General features: G+C 59.5%; 24 protein-coding genes, 4 tRNA genes and 1 pseudogene. 4 read left to right on the top strand and 25 right to left on the bottom strand.

Features of this window, described 5'->3' with window-relative positions; all coding sequences use genetic code 11:
- Position 1: 1 nt before the first annotated feature.
- The 7 genes from C8K63_RS03000 to C8K63_RS02970 form a co-directional block, all read right to left on the bottom strand.
- Positions 2-1,354: a TadE/TadG family type IV pilus assembly protein gene (locus C8K63_RS03000; protein ID WP_108215318.1), complete on the bottom strand. Its 1,353-nt coding sequence runs from the start codon at positions 1,352-1,354 to the stop codon at positions 2-4.
- A gap of 75 nt (positions 1,355-1,429) precedes the next feature.
- Positions 1,430-2,239, bottom strand: coding sequence for a Flp pilus assembly protein CpaB (cpaB, locus tag C8K63_RS02995; RefSeq protein ID WP_108215317.1), 810 nt, complete (start codon positions 2,237-2,239; stop codon positions 1,430-1,432).
- Positions 2,240-2,254: 15 nt separating this feature from the next.
- Positions 2,255-3,583, bottom strand: coding sequence for an AAA family ATPase (locus tag C8K63_RS02990; protein ID WP_108215316.1), 1,329 nt, complete (start codon positions 3,581-3,583; stop codon positions 2,255-2,257).
- 15 nt (positions 3,584-3,598) lie between these two features.
- Positions 3,599-4,117, bottom strand: coding sequence for a prepilin peptidase (locus C8K63_RS02985; protein ID WP_108215315.1), 519 nt, complete (start codon positions 4,115-4,117; stop codon positions 3,599-3,601).
- Between the two features lie 28 nt (positions 4,118-4,145).
- Positions 4,146-4,343, bottom strand: a complete 198-nt coding sequence (locus C8K63_RS02980; RefSeq protein ID WP_108215478.1) for a Flp family type IVb pilin — start codon at positions 4,341-4,343, stop codon at positions 4,146-4,148.
- A gap of 59 nt (positions 4,344-4,402) precedes the next feature.
- Positions 4,403-4,597 (bottom strand): Flp family type IVb pilin, encoded by a 195-nt coding sequence (locus tag C8K63_RS02975; RefSeq protein ID WP_108215477.1) that lies wholly within the window; start codon positions 4,595-4,597, stop codon positions 4,403-4,405.
- A gap of 59 nt (positions 4,598-4,656) precedes the next feature.
- Entirely contained in the window at positions 4,657-4,851 is a 195-nt protein-coding gene (locus C8K63_RS02970; RefSeq protein ID WP_108215314.1) for a Flp family type IVb pilin, read from the bottom strand.
- Between the two features lie 410 nt (positions 4,852-5,261).
- Between C8K63_RS02970 and C8K63_RS02965 the strand changes: the two genes are divergently transcribed.
- On the top strand, positions 5,262-6,131 hold the full coding sequence (locus C8K63_RS02965; protein ID WP_108215313.1) for a DNA-binding response regulator: 870 nt from the start codon (positions 5,262-5,264) through the stop codon (positions 6,129-6,131).
- A gap of 58 nt (positions 6,132-6,189) precedes the next feature.
- On the opposite strand, the gene C8K63_RS02960 is transcribed toward C8K63_RS02965, so the two are convergent.
- The 4 genes from C8K63_RS02960 to C8K63_RS02945 form a co-directional block, all read right to left on the bottom strand.
- A tRNA-Gly gene (locus C8K63_RS02960) sits at positions 6,190-6,265 on the bottom strand.
- A gap of 3 nt (positions 6,266-6,268) precedes the next feature.
- Positions 6,269-6,344 (bottom strand) — tRNA-Glu (locus C8K63_RS02955).
- Positions 6,345-6,448: 104 nt separating this feature from the next.
- Positions 6,449-6,524 (bottom strand) — tRNA-Gly (locus C8K63_RS02950).
- 2 nt (positions 6,525-6,526) lie between these two features.
- A tRNA-Glu gene (locus tag C8K63_RS02945) sits at positions 6,527-6,602 on the bottom strand.
- Between the two features lie 384 nt (positions 6,603-6,986).
- Here C8K63_RS02945 and C8K63_RS02940 point away from each other — a divergent pair.
- Complete coding sequence (locus C8K63_RS02940; protein WP_177413209.1) at positions 6,987-7,745, top strand: hypothetical protein; 759 nt, start codon at positions 6,987-6,989, stop codon at positions 7,743-7,745.
- 128 nt (positions 7,746-7,873) lie between these two features.
- Here the strand turns inward: C8K63_RS02940 and C8K63_RS31180 are convergent, their stop codons facing one another.
- The 4 genes and pseudogenes from C8K63_RS31180 to C8K63_RS02920 form a co-directional block, all read right to left on the bottom strand.
- Positions 7,874-8,737 carry a methyl-accepting chemotaxis protein gene (locus C8K63_RS31180; protein ID WP_371920726.1) on the bottom strand — a complete coding sequence of 288 codons (864 nt, stop codon included), beginning with the start codon at positions 8,735-8,737 and terminating at the stop codon, positions 7,874-7,876.
- Positions 8,735-8,959: pseudogene (locus C8K63_RS31175) on the bottom strand (HAMP domain-containing protein); the annotation flags it as partial. The pseudogene C8K63_RS31175 and the gene C8K63_RS31180, both read right to left, overlap by 3 nt.
- Positions 8,960-9,946: 987 nt before the next feature.
- Positions 9,947-11,332, bottom strand: coding sequence for a PLP-dependent aminotransferase family protein (locus C8K63_RS02925; protein ID WP_108215310.1), 1,386 nt, complete (start codon positions 11,330-11,332; stop codon positions 9,947-9,949).
- A 264-nt stretch (positions 11,333-11,596) separates the two neighbouring features.
- Entirely contained in the window at positions 11,597-12,358 is a 762-nt protein-coding gene (locus tag C8K63_RS02920; protein ID WP_108215309.1) for an SDR family oxidoreductase, read from the bottom strand.
- Positions 12,359-12,594: 236 nt separating this feature from the next.
- On the opposite strand from C8K63_RS02920, the gene C8K63_RS02915 reads away from it, so the two are divergent.
- A complete protein-coding gene (locus C8K63_RS02915) occupies positions 12,595-13,599 on the top strand; it encodes an NADP-dependent oxidoreductase (protein WP_108215308.1) in 1,005 nt (334 codons plus the stop codon).
- 114 nt (positions 13,600-13,713) lie between these two features.
- Here C8K63_RS02915 and pyrF read toward each other — a convergent pair whose 3' ends face one another.
- The 6 genes from pyrF to C8K63_RS02885 all read right to left on the bottom strand — a co-directional run bounded on the left by pyrF (position 13,714) and on the right by C8K63_RS02885 (position 18,940).
- A complete protein-coding gene (gene pyrF, locus C8K63_RS02910; protein WP_178086777.1) occupies positions 13,714-14,412 on the bottom strand; it encodes an orotidine-5'-phosphate decarboxylase in 699 nt (232 codons plus the stop codon).
- 220 nt (positions 14,413-14,632) lie between these two features.
- Positions 14,633-15,688, bottom strand: coding sequence for an AI-2E family transporter (locus C8K63_RS02905; RefSeq protein WP_108215306.1), 1,056 nt, complete (start codon positions 15,686-15,688; stop codon positions 14,633-14,635).
- Between the two features lie 69 nt (positions 15,689-15,757).
- Positions 15,758-16,564 carry a DUF4892 domain-containing protein gene (locus C8K63_RS02900; RefSeq protein ID WP_108215305.1) on the bottom strand — a complete coding sequence of 269 codons (807 nt, stop codon included), beginning with the start codon at positions 16,562-16,564 and terminating at the stop codon, positions 15,758-15,760.
- A gap of 8 nt (positions 16,565-16,572) precedes the next feature.
- The gene (locus tag C8K63_RS02895; protein WP_108215304.1) at positions 16,573-17,232 is read right to left on the bottom strand and encodes a glutathione S-transferase family protein; all 660 of its coding nucleotides are present in this window, start codon (positions 17,230-17,232) and stop codon (positions 16,573-16,575) included.
- A gap of 50 nt (positions 17,233-17,282) precedes the next feature.
- Entirely contained in the window at positions 17,283-18,137 is an 855-nt protein-coding gene (locus C8K63_RS02890; protein ID WP_108215303.1) for an alpha/beta hydrolase, read from the bottom strand.
- On the bottom strand, positions 18,134-18,940 hold the full coding sequence (locus C8K63_RS02885) for an alpha/beta fold hydrolase (RefSeq protein ID WP_158273921.1): 807 nt from the start codon (positions 18,938-18,940) through the stop codon (positions 18,134-18,136). The genes C8K63_RS02890 and C8K63_RS02885 overlap by 4 nt, the downstream gene beginning before the upstream one ends.
- Before the next feature lie 189 nt (positions 18,941-19,129).
- On the opposite strand from C8K63_RS02885, the gene C8K63_RS02880 reads away from it, so the two are divergent.
- Entirely contained in the window at positions 19,130-22,120 is a 2,991-nt protein-coding gene (locus tag C8K63_RS02880; RefSeq protein WP_256594885.1) for an RHS repeat-associated core domain-containing protein, read from the top strand.
- A gap of 26 nt (positions 22,121-22,146) precedes the next feature.
- Here the strand turns inward: C8K63_RS02880 and C8K63_RS02875 are convergent, their stop codons facing one another.
- From C8K63_RS02875 to C8K63_RS02860, 4 genes are all read right to left on the bottom strand, one after another.
- Positions 22,147-22,590, bottom strand: coding sequence for a hotdog fold thioesterase (locus C8K63_RS02875; RefSeq protein WP_108215301.1), 444 nt, complete (start codon positions 22,588-22,590; stop codon positions 22,147-22,149).
- A gap of 32 nt (positions 22,591-22,622) precedes the next feature.
- Positions 22,623-24,290, bottom strand: a complete 1,668-nt coding sequence (locus C8K63_RS02870) for an AMP-binding protein (RefSeq protein ID WP_108215300.1) — start codon at positions 24,288-24,290, stop codon at positions 22,623-22,625.
- Between the two features lie 166 nt (positions 24,291-24,456).
- Positions 24,457-24,912 (bottom strand): phosphohistidine phosphatase SixA, encoded by a 456-nt coding sequence (gene sixA / locus C8K63_RS02865; protein ID WP_108215299.1) that lies wholly within the window; start codon positions 24,910-24,912, stop codon positions 24,457-24,459.
- Positions 24,909-25,256, bottom strand: a complete 348-nt coding sequence (locus C8K63_RS02860; RefSeq protein WP_108215298.1) for a DUF4389 domain-containing protein — start codon at positions 25,254-25,256, stop codon at positions 24,909-24,911. The genes sixA and C8K63_RS02860 overlap by 4 nt, the downstream gene beginning before the upstream one ends.
- Positions 25,257-25,283: the final 27 nt, after the last annotated feature.

Raw genomic sequence — 25,283 nt, 5'->3', positions numbered from 1 at the left:
CCTACGAGTCAGTGCTCGGAGTGCCGCTGCCGTTGAGATAGGTTTTGTAGAGCTGAATGATCTGCGGGCCGGAAGAGGTTGACGGTGAGGGGCCGGCCACGTTGTCGCCTTCGCACGTCTTCACGAACTGACCGAAGATCTGCGAATCCGTGCCGCCGCCATCCATGGGTTGCACCACGAAATAGCAACCAAAACCGAGGACGGGGACCGAGGTTGAACCGCCCTGTTTGCCGGTGCAGTTGCCCACCACGACTTTCAGCATCCGGCGCTCGAACACCCCATTGCCCTGACAACCACCCCCCCCCGCCACACACGCGGCAACGCTCGCACGCCAGTCGTTGTAGTCCAGTATCGAGTTGCTACCCGCCGTGAGATTGCCGTTGCTCGAGGTGACGGCTTGCCCCTGGTACATCTTTTGTGGAGGGGTGACTGAGTCGTCATAAGTGATCGCGGGGGTGCTGGACGTCGTCACCAGATCCGGCGGATAGGCCGAGGCACTGACCTGCCCCTGATAGATGCCGAAGCGTGTATTCAGGCCTTGAGAGGTAGGGCCGACCTTGTTGCCAGGGGCGGTCTGGACATTTTGCCCCACATCGCGACAGACCTTGCCACCTCCGGCCAGATCCTCCTTGACCTGATTGCCGCCCGAGCCAAAATCGATCAACTGAAAGTTGCCAGACTCAAGGGGAGACGAATTGCCGGCAGCCGTCTTCAATACCTGCAAATCACCAAACTGGAAGCCCCAGAACAGGCCAGCGCCAGGATTGTTTTGAGTCGGGTCACCACAGACCATCAAAGGTGAGAGATCGCAGGGGTTGGTAGGGCTGGGGCCTGCGGTGGCAATCGCCGCCACCGCTTTGGCTCCCAGGCCACCAGGGCCGAATGCCTGGGCAAAGTTCCAGAAAAATCCCGTCAGGTTATAGCTCGGTACCGATACCCGAACGTATTTGGCATCCGTCGGCCCGGGAAAGGTGAACGGGCCATAGACGCTGCTTGCCAGTTCCACCACTGCAAATGCACCGGCGTTGCCGCCGACCGCTGTGGCCAATTCGTTGTTGCCCGTGGCATTGGCATTTTGTATCAGCGTATTGAGCGCGGCGGTGCGTGTTGCGTTAGCCGCGGTGACACTGTTGATGCCACCCTCCACCTGACTCAGGGTTTTGGCGCCACTCAGGGCGGCGGCGTCCACCACATTCTGCAAGCGCGTTTTGTTCAGCATCATATGCCCGCCGTCCAAAGCCAACGCCGCCATCATGGCCATCGCCGCCAACGAGATCACCATCAATACACTCACCGATCCTTCCTGGCGCCTTGGCGTCGAAGTGACCGGCCGCTGAATACGAAGATTCATCATCAAGCCCTCGATTGCCGATACCGATCCGGATCGACTCCGCCAATACCGTGGTGCCCTGGCACCTGTTGCGCCCGGTCAGCGAATTTTGATTACATTGGCTTCGGTACCGCGGATAACGGTAATAGCCCCGCCACCCTCGCCACTGCTACGCAGTACCACGCGTTTTGGCTCTGTGGCGGTAGCCACCGCCATGACCGGAGCGGCAGGCGCAACGGCTGCAGTTTTCTTTTCGAGGTTCAGTGGGTTACGCAGCGCCAGTTGCAACTTGCCCTCCGTCTGTGCCGTGACCAGAGTTTCCGCTTCAGCCGCCGACATCTCCAGCGTCACGGCGCGTACCACGACCGGTTGGGTCTTGTCGGTACCCGCGGTCTGATCCACCGCCAACACCCGCAAGTTCTCGAGGATGGTCCTGGAGGAAGCGCTGTTACTCCCGGCATTGGTGGTTTTGGTCGCCAGTACATCGACCCGGTTACCCGGCAACAGGAATCCGCCGACGCCGACCACATCGTCCACGCGTACCGATATGGCACGTTTGTCCGGGGCAATCAAAGAGGCCAGGGTGCTGCCCCCCAGGTGCTCGCTCAGACGCGCACCGCGCACGATGTCGCCCCGCAGAATGTCGAACGTTGCGATCTTGCCCACGGCTTTTTCACTGGCATCAAAGGCATCGTCCGGGATCGTATCCATGGGCATGCGTACGGTCGTGAGCTGCTGGGCCTCGACCATCTGCCCGAATGGAATCTCTACCGTGGCGACCACCACGCTTCGCAGGTGGTCATCCGGGCTGGCATTGAGCCGCGCGCTCAGCCAGGAGTCGGCCATCCATGCAGCGCCAAGGCCCATGGCCAAGGAAACGCCTATCAGGGTCAGCGTACGAGAGCTCATGTCAGTATCTCCGTATCAAAGAAAGTCGAGCTGGACGAAGTAGTTGTGCCAGGCCCATTCCAACTCTTTCGGTGACAGTGGTCCGGAACCGCCGATATAACGCTGGCGATCGAGCGCCATGTTCAGGAGATCGCGGGGATGGCAAGGCACCAGGGGCATGCCTTCACTTGCATAAAGCCTTTGCAGCGCATAACGCACCAACAGCGGGTCATAGGAAATGCCCAGACGCTCGCTTTCCATACGCCAGATCTTTTCGTACTGCTCGGGTTTCAGGTAACCGAACTGCAGCTTGTAGCCAATCCGGCGCAGGAAGGCCTCATCGGCCAGTTCCAGGGGATTGAGGTTGGTGGAAAACACCAGAATCAGATCGAACGGCAACTCGCAATGCCGACCGCCGCCCAGGTTGAGGAAATCGCGTTTCTCTTCCATCGGGACGATCCAGCGATTGAACAGCTCGGCGGGTGCCATGCGCTGGCGCCCCATGTCGTCGATGATGAACAGGCCATTGCTGGCCTTGAGCTGCAAGGCGGCCTGGTATTGACGGGTGAAGGGGTCATAGCGAACATCCAGTTGCTCCATGCTCAACTCACCGCCCGTGATGACGATCGGGCGTTTGCAGCGCAGCAGTCGACGGTCGATCCCTTCGTTGAGCATCAGATTGTTCTGTTGAGCATTTTCATCGAGGCGCTGATGCACCTGCGGGTCATAGATCTCGATCACCGACTCGTTGATGACGATGGCATAAGGAACCCAGATGGCCTCGGCGAACAGACGGATCAGCCGACTGCTGACATAGGTCTTGCCGGTACCCGCGGGGCCATAAATCATGATCGCGCGCCCGGAGTTCATCGCCACACCCAACTGATCGAGCATCTCCTCCGTGAGCACTACGCCAGCCAGGGCATTGCGCATATCGTTGGCGTTGATGCGACCATGGTGAATGGTCTGCAGTTTGATCAGGGACCGGTAGGTACTCACCGGGAAGGGTGCCGCACCGATATAGCCACTGCGCGACAGCGCATCGCGGGCGGCACTGCGACCACGTTCGGTCAGGCCATAACGCAGCATCTGCCCGCCCGTTTGACTCCCCTGGCCCAGCACTTCGACGCGGCCATCCTTGCGCAGAAACGCCAGGACCTCTTCAAGTACCGCGCCGGTCAGCGCCAGACGGTCCACCAGCCGCGACATGTCCAGCACGCCGGCATCAAACAAATGTTTGCACACCAACTCGCCGAGAAAACTGTCGGTCAGGCCGGTTTCACGGATAGTGCAGGGCTGAGGCGCCAACCGTTGCACCGCGTTCCGATCGCTGGGGTAGGCGCCACTATCGACGATTACATGCATGACTAGCCTCCTGGGCTACGGGCCGATCAACAGCCAATAGCCACTGGCCAGGGTTCCGAGCAAAATTGCAACGGAGTATGGGAAAGGCTTTCCGGCCACTTCATCTACCGCCGGAACCAAGTAGGTTCGCGCCCTTAATATCAACCAATAGCGCGCTAAGGTTTGCGGCAGCTGGCCACGAAAAAGGATGATCAAAAAACCGCACAAACCACCGGCCATCAGACTGAAAAGCGCCGTCCACAACGCATCATGCGGTGTAAAAAAACATCCGACCATGGCCATCAACTTGACGTCCCCGGCGGCCATACCGCCCAGGGCGTACATGGGTAGAAACACTGCAAAGCCGATCAGCATGGCCAGCGCAGCATTACCAAGCCCCTCAACTCCACTGGCGTAAGCCTGACTGGTCAAACCCAAAACAAGTCCTAAAAGAACCAGCAGGTTGGGGATGCGGTGGCGACGAAGGTCGCTCACCACCGCAATACCTAGCAGCCCTAACAGAACAATTGATGTAAACATCTGCTCAATAGGCATCGCTGCATCTCTCTCACTGGAAATAGACTTACACGCACGCCCCACCGGGGACCATACAAGTAGCTAGCCTACCGAGCTGCGTGGTAATGGCGCCGCCCAAGGTGGTAAAACTAGCGGCAACCGCCAGGGTTATTAGCCCGCCGGCCACCGCGTATTCCACAATGGTCAGACCATCTTCGTCTTTGACGAACTTCACTAGCGAAGCCTTGATCGTTTGCATGATCATTTTGCCCACCTCACTCGAATGTTGTTTTTTCTGCTGCATCTCTCTCACAGGGAATAGACTTACTTGCACGCCCCACCGGCCATACAAGTAGCTAGTAAACCGAGCTGTTTGGAAATGGCGGTGCCCAAGGAGGTAAACGCAGTGGCAACCGCCAGGGTTATTAGCCCGCCGGCCACCGCATATTCCACAATGGTCAGGCCATCTTCGTCTTTGACGAACTTCACTAGCGAAGCCTTGATCGATTGCATGATCATTTTGCCCACCTCACTCGAATGTTGTTTTTTCTGCTGCATCTCTCTCACAGGGAATAGACTTACTTGCACGCCCCACCGGCCATACAAGTAGCTAATAAACCGAGCTGTTTGGAAATGGCGGTGCCCAAGGAGGTAAACGCAGTGGCAACCGCCAGGGTTATTAGCCCGCCGGCCACCGCATATTCCACAATGGTCAGGCCATCTTCATCGTTGATGAACTTCACTACCGAAGCCTTGATTGTTTGCATGATCATTTTGCCCACCTCACTCGAAAGTTGTTTTCCGGAGGCAGTACGTTCTGTGCTGCCTGATGCAACCCTAGTCAGGGTGCAGGCATAGGCGTTAGGAGGATTTTGCACATCGCTAGGACTTTTTTGCGGGGCGGCCAAATACGCAGCATTGGCTTTTGCAGAAGTAACAGGTGGGGGTAAACAAGGCACTGAAACGCAAAGACAATTGTCACTGATTCACAAGCGACAAACGGTTCGAGCCAGGTTTGTCGATAACACACCAACAAACATTCACCCAGGGCTGCCTTCCAGGCAACCCATAGAGCGAATAGAACTAAAAATCGTCTTTCCTATCAGGATTAAATCTGCAAAGTGATAGCACCTTGGCAATACTCCTTAGCAATGTGAGTCACCCAGAACCCCAGAGTAGAGACATGACGTCCAATTTGACCAAAAGGCCATCGCTCCTGTGGTTCGATCTGACTCATGATCGGTCCACGAAAGAACTCGCCGCGCAGTTCGAGGACACCTGCGACTGCAACCTGGCGAAAAATTCCGTGTTGCCCATCGGGGAACACGCAGACATGATCTGCGTCCATTTTGATCGCCCCGACACGCCAGGCTTGCGGCTGTTGCTGGAGATCAAACACACCACCCCCACCATCCCGATCACCATGTTCACCGTGCAGCACTCGGAGGAACTGGCTGTATGGGCCATGCGCTCCAGCGTCTGGGAATACATGGTGCTCCCGCTCTCGAGCACCGAGAGGAAGCGTTACCTGACGGCGGTGGTGCAACTCTGCGAGCTGCGTCGAAATACCAACGGCCGGGGCAAGTCTTCGCAAATCGACCACTCCCCGACCCTGCCGGAAAGCATCCGGCTGACCTCGGGACACCAAAAGCACCAGGCGCTGAGCAATGTCATGCTGTACATCGAACAGCACTTTCGTGACAGCATCGATCAAAGGGAATTGGCGCAGCGCTGCGGCATGACGACATTTCGCTTCAGCCGCCTGTTCAAGGAGGCCAATGGGCTTGGCTTCACGGATTACATCCTGGACAAGCGCATGAACTTCGCCAAGGATCTGCTCGACAACAGCCAGATGCCGATTACCAGCATCGGCTATGAGGCCGGCTTCAAGGATCCTTCCTACTTCGCTCGTGCCTTCAAGCAGTTCGCCAACTGCACACCCAGCGAATACCGAGTGGCACGCCAAATCAAAGCGGCTGCCGCTGCACAACCGGTGCAGGATGAAAAAACCATTGAAGCGCTCGAAAGCCTGGTACAGAGCCTCAGCGGTTGATCCGGTTTTTTACGCGCAAACGAAAACGCCGCTCAATGAGCGGCGTTTTCGTTAAATATGGAGCGGGAAACGAGACTCGAACTCGCGACCCCGACCTTGGCAAGGTCGTGCTCTACCAACTGAGCTATTCCCGCAAATGGCGTCCCCTAGGGGACTCGAACCCCTGTTACCGCCGTGAAAGGGCGGTGTCCTAGGCCACTAGACGAAGGGGACACGCTACCCGGAACACATGGTGTGTGTTTCGGTGTCCAGAGCCGCATCCGAAGACTTGGTTCTGGTTTCACTCAGCCCTGCCCGAAAGCAACGCTGTTTAAAATTGGAGCGGGAAACGAGACTCGAACTCGCGACCCCGACCTTGGCAAGGTCGTGCTCTACCAACTGAGCTATTCCCGCATTGGCGTCCCCTAGGGGACTCGAACCCCTGTTACCGCCGTGAAAGGGCGGTGTCCTAGGCCACTAGACGAAGGGGACACACGTACAACATTCACTCCCTGCTTCGTTTCGCTGTGTGCTTTACGCTGCAAGTGGCGCGCATTCTATGGATGGATTGAGATGTCGTCAACCCCCTGATATAAATTTATTTAAATCAATGACTTCACCCTGCTTTTGGGAGCCGTTGCGGTTTTCCGCTGCCCGGCGTTTGACGCCTATATTCCGGCACCCGCCAAGACGTTATAGTCCACCCAATGATGGCACTTTGTATATCTGGTGCCATCATTTATAGAAACGGGGCTGCGGCCGATATAAGCACAAGCATGTCCGATCCAACCCGTCGTGCGGGCCAGGGCGCTCAAATGCCAAGCCACCCGACTCGCATGCACAACCTATAAAGAGGTCTTACCGGTGACGCCACTCATGATCACCCTGCTCGTCGTAGCCGGGATCGCCCTGTTGATCGCCATTGGTTTCATGAACCATGTGCTGGAAAACAACAAGCTGGAAAAGACCCGTACCAAGATCGAGCTCAATGATCGTCTGCGTCGCTGCGGCGAAATCACCGAGACGTTCCCCGGCCAGCTGATGACCCCGGCACTCAAACTGCTGCTCGCCCGCCTGGAACTGAACGTCTGCCAGCGCTTGCTCAACCTGGAGAAATCCAGCGCCAACCTCAAGGCACGGATCGTCGAGCTGGAAGCCCTTGTCGGCCAGGGTGAATCCATCCCGGTCAACAATCCGCCAGCACCGATCCAGACCGAAGCCAAGGCCAAGGATGTACGCTTCCTGCTCGAAGCCCTGCACGGCCAGATCACCCGCGCGGCACAGGACGGCTTCCTGGCCCCCAACGAGGCCAAGCGCTGGATTCGTGAAGTGCGCCACATCCTGGTGCTGCTGCACATCGAGTTCTTCAACAACCTCGGCCAGCATTCCCTGCAACAGAACCAGCCCGGACAGGCTCGCCTGGCATTCGAACGCGGCGTGCAGTACCTACGCAAACAACAGGAACCACAGGTCTACGCCGAGCAACTGGAATATCTGGAAAAACTCCTGGCCCGTGCCAATGACCAGGTCATGGATCGCATTGCGCCGGTCGAAGGCGAAGTCAACCAGTTGACCGAAGGCTTAAAAGACGTCGAGGCCGACGCGGACTGGAAAAAGAAAGCGATCTACGACTGATCAGCGAAAGCCACTGTAACTGTAGGAGCGAGCTTGCTCGCGATGGACGTTAACGATAACGCTTGTTTACTGGTTAAACATGGCGCTCTCGGGAACATCGCGAGCAAGCTCGCTCCTACAGGAAGCTTTCAAAGCCTGAAATGCCCCACCATCCCCTTCAGTTCAACCCCCAGTTGCGCCAATTGAATACTGGACGCTGCATTGCCCTGCATGGCCAGCGATGACTGGTCGGCACTGGCGCGAATACTGGTGACACTGCGGTTGATCTCTTCGGCCACCGAGCTCTGTTCCTCGGCTGCCGCGGCGATCTGCTGGTTCATCTGCTGGATCAAGGATACCGCCGCGGCAATACTGCCCAGCGCACTCTCGGTCTGCAATGCGTCGCTGACCGCCAGCTTCACCAACTCGCCACTACTCTGGATCTGCTGCACCGAGGACTGCGCCGCCGAACGCAAAGCGCTGACCAGGCGTTCGATTTCCTCGGTCGACTGCTGGGTTCGCTTGGCCAACGCGCGCACTTCGTCGGCCACCACCGCAAAGCCCCTGCCCTGCTCGCCGGCCCGCGCGGCCTCGATCGCCGCGTTCAATGCCAGCAGATTGGTCTGCTCTGCCACGCTTTTGATCACACTCAACACTGTGCCGATATTGTGGATTTCCGCACTCAGGCTTTCGATGCTCGAACTGGCCGAGGTGGCTGAATCCGCCAACTGCTCGATTCGTGCCATGCTCTGGCGCACCACCTGCTGACCGCTTTCAACCTTGCCGTCCGCTGTTTGCGCGGCCAACGCGGCTTCTTCCGCATTGCGCGCAACATCGTGCACCGTGGCCGTCATCTGATTCATCGCGGTGGCGACCTGTTCGGTTTCCTCCTTCTGCGAACTGACCTCAAGATTGGTCTGTTCCGTCACCGCCGACAGTGACTGGGCGGAAGTCGCCAACTGTTCGATACCCGACTGCAAGCCGCTGACAATATGGCTGAGCCCCGCGCCCATTTGCTGCATTGCCTGCATCAACTGACCGATTTCGTCACGACGGGTCACGTCGATGGTCGCGCTCAAATCCCCCGAGGCGATCTGCTGCGCCACATGAATCACACTGCGCAGCGGTGCCACGATCAAGCGGGTGATGATCCACGCGGCAACCAGCCCAACCAGCAAGGCCAGGGCGGAAGAGCCAATGATCAGCAGCGAGTTCTTTTTCAGTTCAGCCTGCATCGCCTGGTCTTGCGCGACATAAGCCTGATCCACTCGCTCGACCACTTGGGCTGCGCGTTGGTGCAATTGCTGATAAACGGTTTTTTCCTGTTCCAGCAGGTCGATGTACTCGGCGAGCTTGTCACTGAAACTTGCGATATGACCCATCACCTCATTGAGGACGGTCTGGTAACCCTCATCCTTGACCGTGGTCTTGAGCTGCTCGGCCTGGGTCAGTGCCTGGCTGGCCTGTTCGATCTTGCCCTGCCCGGCGCTGTCGTCGCCTTTGCGGCTTTGATCCAGACGCACGCGCGCTTCATTCATGGCTTGCAGCATCAGGCGTGAAACCTGGCTGACCTGGCTGGCCTGCTCGAGGAATTGCGCACCGTCCTTGCCTTCGGAATCTTTCAGGGTATAGGCGCCGTCATCAGCGAGCCCGGACTGCAATACATCAAGATTATTGGCCACGCTGGACACCGACCAACTGGCCATTTCCAGCGCCAGGTCCTTGGTCTGGGTGAGCGAGACAAACTCGTCGAAGACCTTGCGATAGGCACCCAAAGACTGTTCGACATCGTTCATCACCGGCACGTTGGCCGCAGACGCGGCCTTGAGTTGGCCGGCCAGGGCGATCAGGCCATCGACGCCCTCGTGCAGGGCGTCGACGGTTTTCGGATTGCCGTGCAAGGCGTATTCCTGCTCCAGCAGCCGCACCTTGAGCAAACCGCTGTTGAGCGATGACATTTGCTTGAGCCCGTCGAAGCGCTGACTGATGGTTTGCAGGGACCACACGCCAATGCCCGCCACCAGCGCAGTCAACAACAGCACCAGGACAAACCCTATACCCAGTTTTTTCGCCATACCGAGGTTGGCAAAACGTCCTTGCACGGCCGAATTCATTGCACTTAGTCCCCTGCCATAGTCTGTAGACGCAGATTCGCAACGGGCCAGTAGCAACACAAGGCTCTGCTGCCTGAATAATGGCAAAAAGCTACATCAACGTCGTTTTCAGAACGCTGGAGGTCGATCCCCGGCAGTGGCCTGAAAGAGCGCACGGGCACGTGGGTCGCAGGCATAGGCCACGTTGATACGCTGCCAGTCACTGGCCTCACCCAAGGGGGTGAAGGCGGTCTTCGATGACAGCAGTACACCCAGGCGCCGTGCCTGGGTCCGCACCTGATCGTCGTCGGACATCCGTGATCGAGCCCAAATGAACAGGCCTCCCGCCGGTTTGCCGAAAACCTCCCATTCGGCATCTTCGAGCAGTTGCAACACCGACAGCCGGTCGCTGTTCAAGCGTTGGCGCTGACGCTGCACCAGTTTGCCGTAGGCACCGTTAGCCAGCAGGCACGCCAGCACCGACTCGCAAAATCGTGAGGCGCCCATGCCAGTGATCATCTTGACCTCGGCCAGACGCGTAATGACTTCGGAACCGGCCACCACGAAACCGACCCGCAACGAGCTGCTGAGTGTCTTGGAATAGCTGCCCACGTAAATCACGTTGTCGTCCAGCGCAGCCAGTCGCGTACCGGAACCACTGTGCAAATCCGCATAGACGTCGTCTTCGATCACCTGCACACCAAAAGTCCTGGCCAGCTGCAGCACGTGGCGCGCCACCGTCGGTGCAAGGCTGCTGCCGGTCGGGTTGTGGTAGAAGCTATTGATGACCAGCCCTTGAGGCCGGTGTTTGACCAGCAGCGATTCGAGCAGGTCCACGTCCGGCCCGCGCGGTGTTCGCGGCACCCCGACCACGTGGATGCCGTGCAGCCTGAGCAGATCGAACAGCACCGGATAACCCGGACTTTCCACGACCACACAGTCACCGACCTTGAACAATGTCCGCACAATCAGGTCGAGCCCCTGACTGGCACCCGTCGTGGTCATGATCCGGTTGTCCTGCCCCCGGATGCCCAGCTGCCTGAGGCGCCTGAGTATCTGTTGCCGCAAGGCAGGCAACCCCAGCGGCGTGCTGTAGTTGAACAGGCTGGCCGTATCGGTACGACTGACTTGCCGAATCGCGTAACTCAGATCGTCGGTCTCGCGCCAGCTTTCAGGCATCCCGCCACACCCCAGCCTCAACTCACTCGACCAGGCCCCGTATTCGGGCTCCGCCCCGTCGAACCACGCAGGCTCGTGCCTGGCAACCGTAGCCAATGCCGGGTCGGCCACCCTATAGCCGGCCCCATGACCGGACACCAGCATTCCCTGCGTCACCAGGCGTTCGCAGGCCTGCGTGACGCTTACCTGACTGAGCAAGTTGATCCGCGCAATCTGTCGCACCGAAGGCAGGCGCGTACCGGGTGACACCCTGCTGGAACGAAGCCAGCAGGTCAGCGCGTCAACAATTTGCTGTACGACGGGCACCAGCGCCTGTCGGTCGATTCTCAATTCCATGAGCAAGCAAACTCCTGTTGATTTTGCGAGCAGCAGTTAATCACAGGAGTGTTCGAATACATGTGCGACAACGCCGCCAAAACCCATTGCTCTAATCATTTGAAACACATTGCCCGGCCCTTTAGCGGAACCAAAAAACTGTGGGAGCGAGCCTGCTCGCGAAAGCGGTGTGTCAGCCAATATTAATGTCGACTGATACGCCCTCATCGCGAGCAGGCTCGCTCCCACAGGTTGCAACTATTCCTTCAATAGCGATGCATTGCTTCAGAACGCTGTTACACCACCGTCAACGGCCAATGAGTGACCCGTAGTGAACGCCGCGCCATCGCTGCACAGGTACAACACCGCGCTGGCGATCTCTTCGACTTTGCCGATGCGACCGACCGGATGCATGGCGTTGGCGAACTCGCCTTTTTTCGGGTCGGTTTCATAAGCGCGACGGAACATATCCGTGTCGATCACCGCCGGGCATACCGCATTGACCCGGATCTTTTTCTTGGCGTACTCGATGGCCGCCGACTTGGTCAGGCCGATCACCGCATGCTTGGAGGCGGCGTAGATGCTCATTTTCGGCGCGGCCCCAAGGCCGGCCACCGATGCCGTATTGACGATCGCGCCGCCCCCTTGCGCCAGCAGCAGCGGCAATTGGTATTTCATGCACAACCAGACGCCTTTGACGTTGACGCCCATGATCGCGTCGAACTCGTCGAGCGTACCTTCGGCCAGCTTGCCTTTCTCGATTTCGATGCCGGCATTGTTGAAGGCATAGTCGAGGCGACCATAAGTATTGATCACCTCATCCATCAAATTTTTTACATCGTTTTCCAGGGTAACGTTGCAGCGTACGAAGGTCGCTTCGCCACCGGCTGTACGAATCAGTGCCACCGTGCCCTCGCCGCCCGCCACGTCCATATCGGCCACCACGACCTTCAGGCCCTCGGCGGCAAATGCCTGGGCGGTCGCGCGGCCGATACCGGCCGCCCCGCCTGTCACCACAACCACCTGGCCGGAAAACGTCATGCTCATTGTTATGTCCTCGAAGATAAGAAAACGGGGAATCGCGTAGGGCCAGTCTAGCCATGGCGGTCTTGAACACGGCAGCACTATCAAGGCTCCGGTTGGGCGCTCATGAGTTGCAGTGATGGAACTGCCGTACCAACTATCACTGCACTGGATCAACCTGCATTCGCCGCATCAGCCGAACTTGCGGCATCGTCGCTGACCGGCTATCAACAAAGCTTCATTCATCTTGAGCGCCTGCCATGACCTCCCAGACCAATCGCCAATTCCTGCTCGCCAAACGTCCGGTCGGCGCGGCGACCCGTGAGACATTCACCTACCAGGAAATACCGGTTGGCGAACCGGCGGCGGGTCAGATCCTGGTTCAAAACCAATACCTGTCCCTGGACCCGGCCATGCGTGGCTGGATGAATGAGGGCAAGTCCTACATCCCGCCGGTCGGACTCGGCGAAGTCATGCGCGCCTTGGGTGTAGGCAAAGTCATTGCCTCGAACAACCCGGGGTTCGCGGTCGGGGATTACGTCAATGGCGCCCTGGGTGTGCAGGATTTCTTCCTCGGCGAGCCGCGAGGCTTCTACAAGGTCGATCCGAAACTGGCACCTCTGCCACGTTACTTGTCGGCACTGGGCATGACCGGGATGACGGCGTACTTCGCCCTGCTCGACGTCGGCGCTCCTAAGGCCGGTGACACCGTGGTGCTATCTGGTGCGGCCGGCGCCGTGGGCAGCATTGCCGGGCAGATCGCCAAGATCAAAGGCTGCCGTGTGGTGGGCATCGCCGGCGGTGCCGACAAGTGCAAGTTCCTGATCGATGAACTGGGTTTCGATGGGGCTATCGACTACAAGAGCGAAGACGTCCTCGCCGGTCTCAAGCGCGAGTGCCCGAAAGGTGTCGACGTGTATTTCGATAACGTCGGTGGCGACATTCTCGACGCGGTGTTGAGCCGCCTGAACATGAAGGCGCGGGTGGTGATTTGCGGTGCCATCAGCCAGTACAACAACAAGGAGGCGGTCAAGGGCCCGGCTAATTACCTGTCGCTGCTGGTCAACCGCGCGCGCATGGAAGGTTTCGTGGTGATGGACTACGCCGCCCAATACGCCAGCGCTGCACAGGAAATGGCCGGCTGGATGGCCAAGGGGCAGCTCAAGAGCAAGGAAGACATCATCGAAGGACTGGAGACCTTCCCGGAGACACTGATGAAATTGTTCAACGGCGAGAATTTCGGGAAGTTGGTGTTGAAGGTTTAACACCAAACCAATGTAGGAGCGAGCCTGCTCGCGATGGCGGTGTATCAGCCAGCATAAAGGTCGACTGATACGCCCTCATCGCGAGCAGGCTCGCTCCTACAGGTTTAGCAGTGTTTAAGCGATTTCAGCCACAACCGAAGCCAACGCCTTGGCCGGATCCGCCGCCTGGCTGATCGGACGACCGATCACCAGATAGTCGGAACCGGCATCCAGCGCCTGGCGTGGCGTCAGAATACGGCGCTGATCGTCCTGGGCGCTGCCCGCCGGGCGAATCCCCGGGGTCACCAGTTGCAGCGACGGATGCGCCGTTTTCAGCGCGTGGGCTTCCAGGGCCGAGCACACCAGGCCGTCCATCCCGGCTTTTTCCGCCAGGGCGGCCAGGCGCAGAACCTGCTCTTGCGGCTCGATGTCCAGACCGATACCCGCCAGATCTTCACGCTCCATACTGGTCAACACAGTCACGCCGATCAGCAGCGGTTTCGGACCGCTGCGCTGATCCAGCACTTCACGGCACGCGGCCATCATGCGCAGACCGCCAGAGCAATGCACATTGACCATCCACACGCCCATTTCCGCAGCTGCCTTGACGGCCATCGCGGTGGTGTTCGGGATGTCGTGGAACTTGAGGTCCAGGAACACTTCGAAACCCTTGTCGCGCAGGGTGCCGACGATTTCCGAAGCGCAACTGGTGAACAGTTCCTTGCCGACTTTGACCCGGCACAGCTTCGGGTCCAACTGATCGGCCAGCTTCAGTGCGGCGTCACGGGTAGGGAAATCCAGGGCGACGATGATAGGAGTCTGGCAGGCGGACATGAGTGGGCTCTCAGGCAAGTCGAAATCGGCGCGCATTGTAGCGGAACCAGCGCCGCTGCGGGACCCGATGATCGGTAAATCGTCGCGACGGCTCCGGCAAGACTAGCCCATTGTGGGAGCGAGCCTGCTCCGGGCGGCGTTCCGACGATGAGGCCCTGTACAGCCACAAAAAGCCCACTGACCCTCAGGTGGGGGTCAGTGGGCTACAGCCCCTGGAGCTTCAGGGCCGGCGATCTTCAGCCCGTGCCTGGGTCTTGCTCCAGTCGATCAACAGGCTGTAGGCCACGGCCAGCAAAGTCGGGCCAATAAACAGGCCGATAAAGCCAAAGGCAATCAACCCGCCAAACACCCCAAGCAGCACAATGACCAGCGGCAGGTTACCGCCACGGCTGATCAGGTACGGCTTGAGCACGTTGTCGACACCGCTGATGACGAATGTGCCCCAGATGCCGAGGAATATGGCCAGCCCGTACTCGCCTTTCCAGGCCAGCCACGCGGTTGCCGGAATCCATACCAGCGGCGGGCCCATCGGGATCAGGCTGAGCATGAACGTCACGATACCGAGCACCAACGCACCCGGTACGCCGGCAATCAGGAACCCGATCAGCGCCAGGATCGCCTGGGCCGCCGCGGTGCCGATCACACCGTTCACCACCCGCTGTACCGTGCCCGCCACCAGTTCAATGTAGTAGCCGGCCCGTTGACCGATCAGCCGCTCCAGCAACGTGAGGACAAACGCCGCCAGGCGCGGCCCGTCACGATAGAAAAAGAATACGAAGACGATGCTCAGGGTCAGTTCGAGAATACCGCCGCCGATCTGCGCGCTGCGCGCCAGCAACCAGTTACCCACCTGCCCCAGATATGGCTTGAGCGACACCATCATCGCCGCGCCCTGCTCATCGATGCTGTTCCAGATCCCGACCAGCCGCTCGCCCACCAGGGGAATCGAACCCAGCCACACCGGTGCTTCGGGTAGCCCCTCGACCTGCGCATCCTTGATGAATGCCGTGGCATCTCGCACATGATCGGCAAGGTTGAAACCCAGCCACACCAGCGGTGCCGCTACCAGCACCATCCACCCCAGCGTCAACAAGGCCGCCGCCAGAGACTCGCGGCCATTGAGCCAACGGGTCAACAAGCGCATCAGCGGCCAGCTGGCAAATGCCAGGACCGCGCCCCAGAACATCGCCGACCAGAACGGCGCCATCACCCAGAAACTCGCGCCGAACAACGCCACGAGCAGGATCTGCACCAACAGGCGATCGTTATTGATCATCAAAAATCTCGAAAAAGTCAGTCAGCAAAAGAGTAGGCGAACGCAGCGTGCACGCTCGCCCGGTACAGCCTAGCGCAATAGCTCGATGTGCAGGCCAGAGCCTTCGGCACTGCCGGTTTCCATCCGCGCGGCACGCACGCCCTGGCCAATCAGGGCCTGACGCCAGGCTTCGGCGTTCGCTCCGGAAATACTGACCCGCAAAGTGGTGTCCAGATTCAGTCCGCGAGAAATCAGGCGTAGCCAGGTCTCGTCAGGTGCGCCGTTCAACGTGGAAAAATCGAGCTCACCGGTGCTCTTGAGTTCACGCAGCAAGGTCGCAGAGGTCGGCAATAGCTCGCCCAGCGGTGCCGAAGCTTCGAACTGTTCGACATGCAGGTAGGCTTTGCGATTACCGCGGGTGATGCTGTACAGCGCGACGAGCGTGTTGTCCCGCGGAGCGGCCAGTCGCAGCAGTAGATAGGCTTGTTGATCGTCGGCGCCGTACAGCTTGGCGTTGCCGAAGACTTGATTGGCCCAGAGGCTGCTTTCGCCACAATCGCGCGCCTGGCACCAAAAGAGCAACCCGGCGCCCTGCTGTTGCAAAGCCTCGCGGGCAGCGGTGAACGCCTCGATGGATGAGTGCTCCGATGGCAACTCGTAGGTCACCGAAGTGACGTTGCCGCGGGCACTGACCTGACCGTCGAAACGTAACTGGCCACTGATTTTACGAATCGAACCCAACGGGTAGATTCGCTCCAGTTCGGCGGCGGGGCGATAATCGACGATCCGGGCGTCGACCATGCGCGGCACTATCGACAGGTCCTGACTGCCCGGAGCATCGGCGGCGAACAACAAGGGACTGAAACTGCACAGCACCAGCAAACTGAATGAACGCATGGATAGACTCATCGGATCAGCATGGCCTGGGCGCCCTTGATGACACTGGCTTCATCGGCACGTTGCGGTACCTGCAGACCACGCTGCACCGCCGGCCGGGCCTCCAGGGTCGCCATCCAGCGCTGCAACGCCGTCAAGCCCTCCACCGAGACGCCCGACCACTCGTAGCCGCGCACCCAGGGAAAGGTGGCGATGTCGGCAATGCTGTACTGATCGGCGAGGAACTCGACGCTTTGCAACCGCGTGTCGAGCACTTCGTAGAGGCGGCGGGTTTCATGCTGATAGCGGTCGATGGCGCCCTGGAGCTTTTCCGGAAAGTAGCGGAAGAACACGTTGGCCTGACCCTGCATCGGGCCGATGCCCCCCATCTGGAACATCAGCCACTGCAATACCAGCGAACGTCCCTTCGGGTCGCTCGGCATCAGTTTGCCGGTCTGTTCAGCGAGGTAAATCAGGATGGCGCCGGATTCGAACACGGCGAAATCGCCGTTGGCGCGATCGACAATCGCCGGAATCCGGCCATTGGGGTTGATCTTGAGGAAGTCCGCGGACTTCTGTTCCTTCTTGTCGAAACTCAGGGCATGCACCGTGTAGGGCAGGCCGAGTTCTTCGAGCACGATAGAAACCTTGTGGCCATTCGGGGTCGCAGCGGTGTAGAGATCTATCATGGTTGTCTCCCATTTCAACCCGCCAAGCCTCGACAGTTGCCCGGCGCAAGTCAAGGAATGGCGAAGAACCGATTGAAACAGTCTGCGACAAGCTCGGCACCGGACTCGTCATTCAGGTGCAAATGGTGGCCGCCCGGCAGCTGTTCCCGGCTAAAGGGTAGACGCTCCAGCAATTCAGGATGTTTGGCGAGCATGCCGTCAGCCGCGACCACCAGTGTTGCAGGACACTTGATCCGCTGGACGAAGGCCATGGCCTGTTCGGTGGTAAGACGCAGCGGCGATGGCAGCGTAAGGCGATTGTCAGTGCGCCAGGTGAAACCGCCCGGCACCGGCATCAGACCACGCTGAGCCAGCAGTTCAGCGGCCTCGCGGCTGACCGCCACCAGGCCCTTCATGCGCGCTTCGATGGCTCGGTCCAGGGTGTCGTAGACCGGTTTGCGCTTTTCCCGCAGATCCAGTTGCGCTTGCAGGGCCATGCCCATTCGCTCGGCAGCGTTTTCACCTTTGTCTGTAGGAGGAATGATGCCGTCGATCAACGCCAGGTGGGTGACCCGCTCGGGCATCGACCCGGCGATGATCAGCGAAGCAATGGCGCCCATCGAATGCCCCATCAGCGCAAATTTACGCAGGCCAAGCTGTTCGGCGACCTGCAGCACATCGTGGGCGTAGTCCCACATGGCGTAACCGGCTCCCGGCGGGCGATGCCCGGAATGACCGTGACCGGCCATGTCCAGGGCGATGATACGCAGGCCTTTGAGCTTCGGCGCCAGACGGGCAAAGCTGTTGGCGTTGTCCAGCCAGCCATGCAGGGCAATGACCGGCAAACCGTCTTCAGGACCGAACAGGTGCGCCGCCAGTTCGATGTGCGGCAGGCTCAGGCGGACCTCTTCGACGACGTGGCTCATGCGCAATCCTGTTGTCGACGGCCGTCCCAGCGGTAGAACAGGCCTTTGAGCATTTCAGCGGTATCAAGGGGACGTTCGAGCGGAAACATGTGGCCGCCGGGCATGGTCAACGACTCGCCCAACGGCAGGCGGTCGACTGAACTTGCGTGATGGCGCATCACCACGCGGCTGTTGTGCCCGCGAACCACCGCCAGCGGCACTCGCAACTGCCGAGTGCTGCCCGGGCTGGTGTGCGGCACGCCGCGATAGATACTGATTTCGGTGGCCGGGTCGAACCGCAGGCGCAGCTTGTCATCGACCTGGTGCAAGCCATGTTGCAGGTAGGCATCGAAGCATTCCGGGTCGAAACCGCGAAACAGGGTTTTACCGGCGAAGTACTTGCGCGCGCTTTCGAGGTCGGCGAATTCCTCACGACGACCAAGAGTCCGCCCGGCCGGCGTCAAGCGGTCGATGAAACCGAAACGTTTGGCCGCCCGGATGACCCATCGATCGGTTCGGGTCAGCACTGGCGAGTCGAGCATCACCACCCCGCGATACAACTCAGGGCAGCGCAAGGCCGCATGCAGGTGCAACACGCCACCGAAGGAGTGGCCGACGCCCCACACGGGCTCGGCCTGTTGTTGCAGGTGATGGATCAGCTCATCCACCAGGTTGTACCAGTTGTCGTCCGCCGGGAAGCGCGGGTCGTGGGCGTGCTGCTCCAGATGCGTCACCTGAAACTCGGGTGCCAGCGCCGCAAACAGCTTGCCGTAGGTCCCCGAAGGAAAACCATTGGCGTGGGCGAAAAAGATCTGTTGCGACATACCTGCAAATCCATGAGCGAGAACAGGCATTGATTGTCCGCAAGACCGCGTCCGACAGCAATGACCGTAACTGCCAGGAATGATGACAGACCTGCCGTGGCTATGACGCCACTGTGGGCGGACCTGTTATTTCTGACAGTTGACTGCCAACCAGCATCAAGTGGATAAGAAGGGCTGTCCCGCCAAATCATGGGCAAACTCACTATGCCCCACGCCAATACTCCGGCCATCCAGGTATTTGACCCGCGCGGGCTGAGCGTGCGCGGTGTGATGTATCACCGGCGCGAGCGTGCGTCGGTACCGGAGCCTTGCATCACCCGGCAGGAATATGACGGCGCCGGTCGCGCTGTGCTGATTCGTGATCCACGTCTGTTCCGTTTGCATCAAGTCGGTCAGACGGCGGCCAATCAGCAAAACGTCTTCAGTTTGTCGGGCGCTGTCGTGCTTTCGCTGAACAGCGACGCCGGCTGGCGCCTGGGATTGCTCGGCGCGCACGGGCAAAGTGTTGAAGGCTGGGATCAGAAGCTAAGCCAGGGCCGCGTGGACTATGACCCGCAGTGCCGCCCGATCGCTACGTTCGAGCGCGCATGGCAAGGATCGGAACGCTGTATCGCACGGTTCACCTATGCCGATACCGACGCCAATGCCGGCCGAAACCTGCGCGGTCGGTTGACACGGCACGACGACACCGCCGGCACCCTGCGCTTCACCGAGTTCAGTCTGAACGCTACGCCGCTGCAGCATGGCCGCACCTTCATCGCCGATCCGCAATGGCTGGTGGACTGGCCTGAGTCAGAGCCTGAACGCGACGTCTTGCTGGAGAACGGACCAGCCATCACTCGCCTTCACTGCAACGCCGCCAGTGAGACCGTCAGCCAGACCGATGCATTGGGCAACCGGCAGACGTTCACTCATACCCGTGCAGGCGAACTGCGTGAGGTTCGTCTGAAACTCGCCGGGCAAACCGAGGAAACGGCGCTGGTCCGGGACATTCAGTACAACGCCTTCGGCCAGATCGAACAACAACGCGCGGGAAACGGCGTTGTTTCATGTGCGACTTATCGGCCCGACGACGGCCGACTGCAACACCTGAAAGCCTATGCGCCAGGGCACCCGGCGTTGCAAGACATGAGCTACGAATACGACGCTGTGGGCAATGTCACCTGCATCACCGACGCTGCTGAAGCGACTCACTTCCACCGCAACCAGCGCATCGAGCCGGTCAGTCGCTACCGCTACGACAGCCTCTACCGACTGATCGAGGCCAGCGGTCGGCAATGGCGCAACGCGCCAGGTGGACCACAGCTACCGGAATTCCAGTCCACCGCCGACCCCGGACAACTGGAAAACTACACGCGTTTCTACACCTACGATGAAGCCGGCAACCTGACGGTCATGCAGCATCAGGCCGACAGCGCCAGCCGTACCGAACGCACAGCTGTCGCCCGGTTCAGTAATCGCAGCCTCCCCGAGAAGCCCGATGGCGAACTGCCCGACGAACAGGAAATTACCGTCGGTCATGACCTCAACGGCAACCGTATCGGGCTTCAACCGGGGCAAACCCTGCAATGGGATCTGCGCAACCAACTGCGGCAGGTCGACCAGGTAGTGCGTGAAGATGAACCGGACGATTGCGAGTTTTATGTGTACGACGGCAGTGGCCTGCGTCAGCGAAAAATCCGTCAGGCCTACACCGGCACATTGATCCGCACCCACGAAACCCGATATTTGCCAGGTGTGGAAGTCCGCACTACTGCCGAAGAGACCTTGCATGTCGTGACGATCAAGGCCGGACGCAGCACGGTGCAAATCCTGCACTGGCACACTGAACCGCCAGCCGGCATTCCCCAGAACCAGCATCGCTACAGTTTTTCCGATCATTTGGGCTCCAGCGCCCTGGAGCTGGACGAAGCGGCCTTGCTCATCTCCCGGGAAAGCTACTACCCCTACGGCGGAACCTGCTGGTGGGCCGGGCGCAACAAACTCGAAGCCGGCTACAAGACGCTGCGCTATTGCGGCCAGGAACGGGATGCCACCGGGTTGTACTACTACGGGTTTCGCTATTACGTGCCGTGGTGTCAGCGCTGGTTAAACGCAGACCCGTCAGGTATCTCCGATGGGTTGAATCTGTTTGCCATGGTGCATGGCAATCCGGTTGGCCATGTCGATTTCGCCGGGTTGGCGGATGATCACTCCCAACCGGCATCAACGGGACAACTGCGCAATGCTGCAACGTCAGCCTTTATGCGCGACCTCATCTCCCGAGGGGCGGGCGGCCTGGCGCAAATGTCGGCGGTTGCCGCACTCAACGCCTTACCTGCCACGCGTGCAACCAACAATGCGCTGGAAATAATCGCGGGTGCGTTTGACGGGGTCGCTGTAGCACTTGTAGGAGGAGGCTTGGCTGCCAGGGCTTTTCCTGGCGCGGTGGCAGCCGGCGTCGTTTTCGGGTTCATTGCCGGCATTCAGCCGGCGCTTTGGAGTGCCAACGAAGGGTCAACCGATACAGAAGAGGTCGAGCTTAATCAAGTCGCCATCGATCGAATCGGCATGGCGGCAGGTTCGATTGCCCGGGAAATCTCGCAACAGATACTCAGAGGCCATGGACAAAATTTCCCCTGGGGCAGTGTCAATGTGCAGCAACGTTTACCGACCATCGGTTGGACAGCGGTAGCCTATTCAGTACCTACCGGACTCAACGGGGCCTTCGGTCAATTTGTACCGGAGATCATGCGCAGCTGGATAAGCCCGGTGGTAGAGGGAGCAGATGGATTCGTCGGCACGTGGCTGCGAGGTCGCCACCCGGCAACAAGGTACAGTGCAGGCTCCGAATCACTGCAACGACCGCCCCTGTTCGATACGCTGTTCGGGGCCGCCGGCAGGATTGCCGGGTCTGTGTACAGCTATGGCGCTGCGAGAGGAGTCGAATTCCTTGCAGGACTCGTCACTGATTTACCCACTGCTGAACGCGGGACAATGGCAACCATTCTGAGTGGAGGAGCAACCGGTGTGCTCTCGGCGGCGACCGAGTATCGCGGTGCAATCATGCAGACTGCGCAGGATGGTTATCGCCGACTTTACCCTCAAGTCACCGATAGCATGAGCCCCGACGTGCAAACCATGAATTCAAGATTTGTCGACAGAACTGTCGAGCGGCGCCACAGCTTCAATGGCATTTGAACCCGATGGCAGCGAGCCCAATGCCATTACCGGTTCGGCGGATTCTCACCCAACGGCACCACCGCCATGGTCAGCCGCGATACGCAACTGGCCTTGCCCTCATCGCTGGTCAGCCGAATGTCCCAGACATGGGTCGTGCGGCCGATGTGGATCGGCCTGGCCACCGCCGTCACCCGCCCGCTGCGCAGGCCACGCAAATGGTTGGCGTTGATTTCCAGGCCCACGCAATAGAACTTGCTGGTATCGATGCACAGGTAACTGGCCATGGAGCCGACCGACTCGGCCAACACCACCGAGGCACCGCCGTGCAGCAAGCCGTAAGGCTGGTGAGTGCGATGGTCAATGACCATGCTGGCCGTCAGGGACTCATCGTCAAAGGCCTCGAAACGGATGTCCAGCACTTCACCGATGGTGTTTTTCTGGAGAGCGTTCAACTGCTCGATGTCGGGAGTGGTGCGCCACAGGCTCATCGCAGGGTTTCCTTGTTGGTTCTGTTCGTGGATCAATCCTGCCACAGCACCGCTTCGCTGCGCTCGCTCCATTCTTCAAAGCGCTCACCGTAAGCCGCTTCGATCACATTGCGCTTGATCTTCAGGGTCGGGGTGAGAAAACCGTTTTCCACGGCCCAACTGTCCTTGACCACCACCAGGCGCCGCAGCCGTTCATGTTTGTCGAGGGCCGCATTGACCTCTTCCAGCAGTTTTTCCAGGCTGGAATGCAAGCCGGCGCGCGCGGCCCCGCCGGCATCCTGCCGGCCGACCGCCGACAATACGCACAAGCCCAACGGCGCACCCAAGCCATCGCCCACCACGCAGACCTGTTCGATACGCGAGTGCACGGCCAGACGATTTTCAATCGGCGCCGGGGCCACGTATTTGCCTTTGCTGGTCTTGAAGATTTCCTTCAGGCGCCCGGTCAGGCGCAGATTGCCTTCGGCGTCCTCCTCGCCCTTGTCGCCGGTGCGCAGGAAGCCGTCCCCGGTAATGGTATCGGCGGTTTTTTCCGGTTCCTTGTAATAGCCGAGCATGGTCGCGCCACTGCGCACCATGACCTCCCCTGTCTCGGCGATCCGCACTTGGACTTCCGGGCACGGCTTGCCGATCCAGCCCGGTTTGTTCTGGCCCGGCATGCCGATGTGCGAATAGCCGCAGCTTTCAGTCATGCCGTAGACCTCCAGCACATCCAGTCCCAGTTTGCGATACCACTGCAACAAGGTCTGCGGCACCGGTGCAGCACCGGACAGCGCAATGCGCAACGCATCCAGTCCCAACCCGGCGAGAACTTTATGCCCGACCCGCTTGCCGATGATCGGCAGGCCGAGCAAGAAATCGAGACGTTTGGCCGGGATCTTGCTGTACACGCCCATCTGGAATTTGGTCCAGATGCGCGGCACGCCAAACAGTGCGGTCGGGCGCGCACGTTGCAGGTCGGTGAGAAAGGTGTCCAGGCTCTCGGCGAAAAATACCGTTTGGCCGGTGTAGATCGATGCCAGCTCGACGAACATCCGTTCGGCAACGTGGCACAGCGGCAAATAGGACAGCAGTCGGTCCGACTCGTTGAGGCCGAACAACGCAGTGCCACGAGTGGTGGCGAACCCCAGGGTGCCAAAACTGTGCATCACGCCTTTGGGCATGCCAGTAGTGCCGGAGGTGTAAATGATGGTCGCCAGTTGATCGGCGGCAGGTTTGGGATTGTCCTGGATCGGCGAGCTGCGTTGCAGGTCGGCCCAACTGAAATCGAACGTACCAGGTGGATGTAGCGGCAGACTGATGGTCGGCAGATCGGGGCTGACGCCACGGGACATGCCTGGCCAGTCGTCGAGCTTGCCGATGAACGCCAGCACCGCTTGCGAGTGTTCGAGCACTTGGGCAACGGTCTCGGCGGTGAGGTTGGGGTACAACGGCACCGACACATGCCCGGCCATCCAGATCGCCAGGTCGGCAATGATCCAGTGCGCACAGTTTTTCGAGATCAGGGCGATATGGCTGCCCTGCGGCAGGTCCCGCGCGCGCAACCAATGGGCCGCGCAACGGGCCTGATGAGCGACGTCCGCCCAGGTCAATGTTTCGACCTGGCCGCCTGCGACAGGCTGGACCAGAAAGCGCTGGCGGGGATGACGGGCCTCACGCTCGTAGAAAACGTCCAGCGGCAAACGAAAAGCAGCAGACATGACTCGCTCCTGTTTTTTTTGGTCTGGAGCAAGCGTAGTCAACCAAGCAAGTGCTTGGTTGATTATTTAACAGAAAAACAAAATCAAAAGATCGCAGCCTGCGGCAGCTCCTACATGGAAATGGCGTGCATCTTGTAGGAGCTGCCGCAGGCTGCGATCTTTGCTTTTATGGGTGCTTGATGCTGTCGAGCTTCATCGACCCGATCAGCAACTCGTCGCCATTGAGTTCGGCCAATCCGGCGGTGCTGACTTTTTCCGGCGGATACCCGGCGCCATGTTGCAGGTAACTCAATAAATGCCCCACCAGCGGGTTGTGGCTGACCAAAAGGACGTTGCTCACCGACACCAGTTGCTCGGCCACCTTGTCCGGCTCCGTGTCCGGTGTCAGCCATTCGACGGTGCGGATTTCCGGCTCGAATCCCAGTGTTTCGCGCACCAGTTGCGCTGTTTGCTGCGCTCGCAGGTACGGACTGGCGTAGATCGCCGTCAGCGGCTGCCCCATCAGCTCTGCGGTGATTTTCAATACTTCCTTACGACCGTTATCCGTCAGTTCCCGCTCCGAATCGTGGAGTCGGGCACCGTGCGGCACGGCTTCACCATGACGCATTACCCAGAGTTTCATAGCTTGGGTTCCTCATCTCGAGCCGAATGCGGTGCCGGTGCCACGACATGCGGCGCTTCACCTTCCGGCGTACGCGGCGTCGGCCAATCGGCGAACGGCCAAGGCTTCTGGTCGCTGTGAAAGCTGCCGAAACGACCGATCTGCGCCAGAAACTGGCTCAGGCTGTCGCCGAAATTCATCAGACTGGCGTTCGGGGCGCCATAGATCAAACGATAGATCAACTGCACCAGCACGACGGCACCGAGGATGAACTGCGCCACTTGCCACACCAGCACGAAGACCACCATCCACAACACACGCAGCAGGATGGACTCGTATTTGGCTTCTACTTTTGGATCGTTCATGCGCAACTCCCTGCTTTTCTGGCAAGC

The organism is Pseudomonas sp. GV085, assembly GCF_003050925.1.
In the GTDB taxonomy this organism is placed as follows: Bacteria; Pseudomonadota; Gammaproteobacteria; order Pseudomonadales; family Pseudomonadaceae; genus Aquipseudomonas.
Note: the sequence above shows the minus strand (reverse complement) of the source record. Positions and strands in the feature narration are given on the sequence as shown.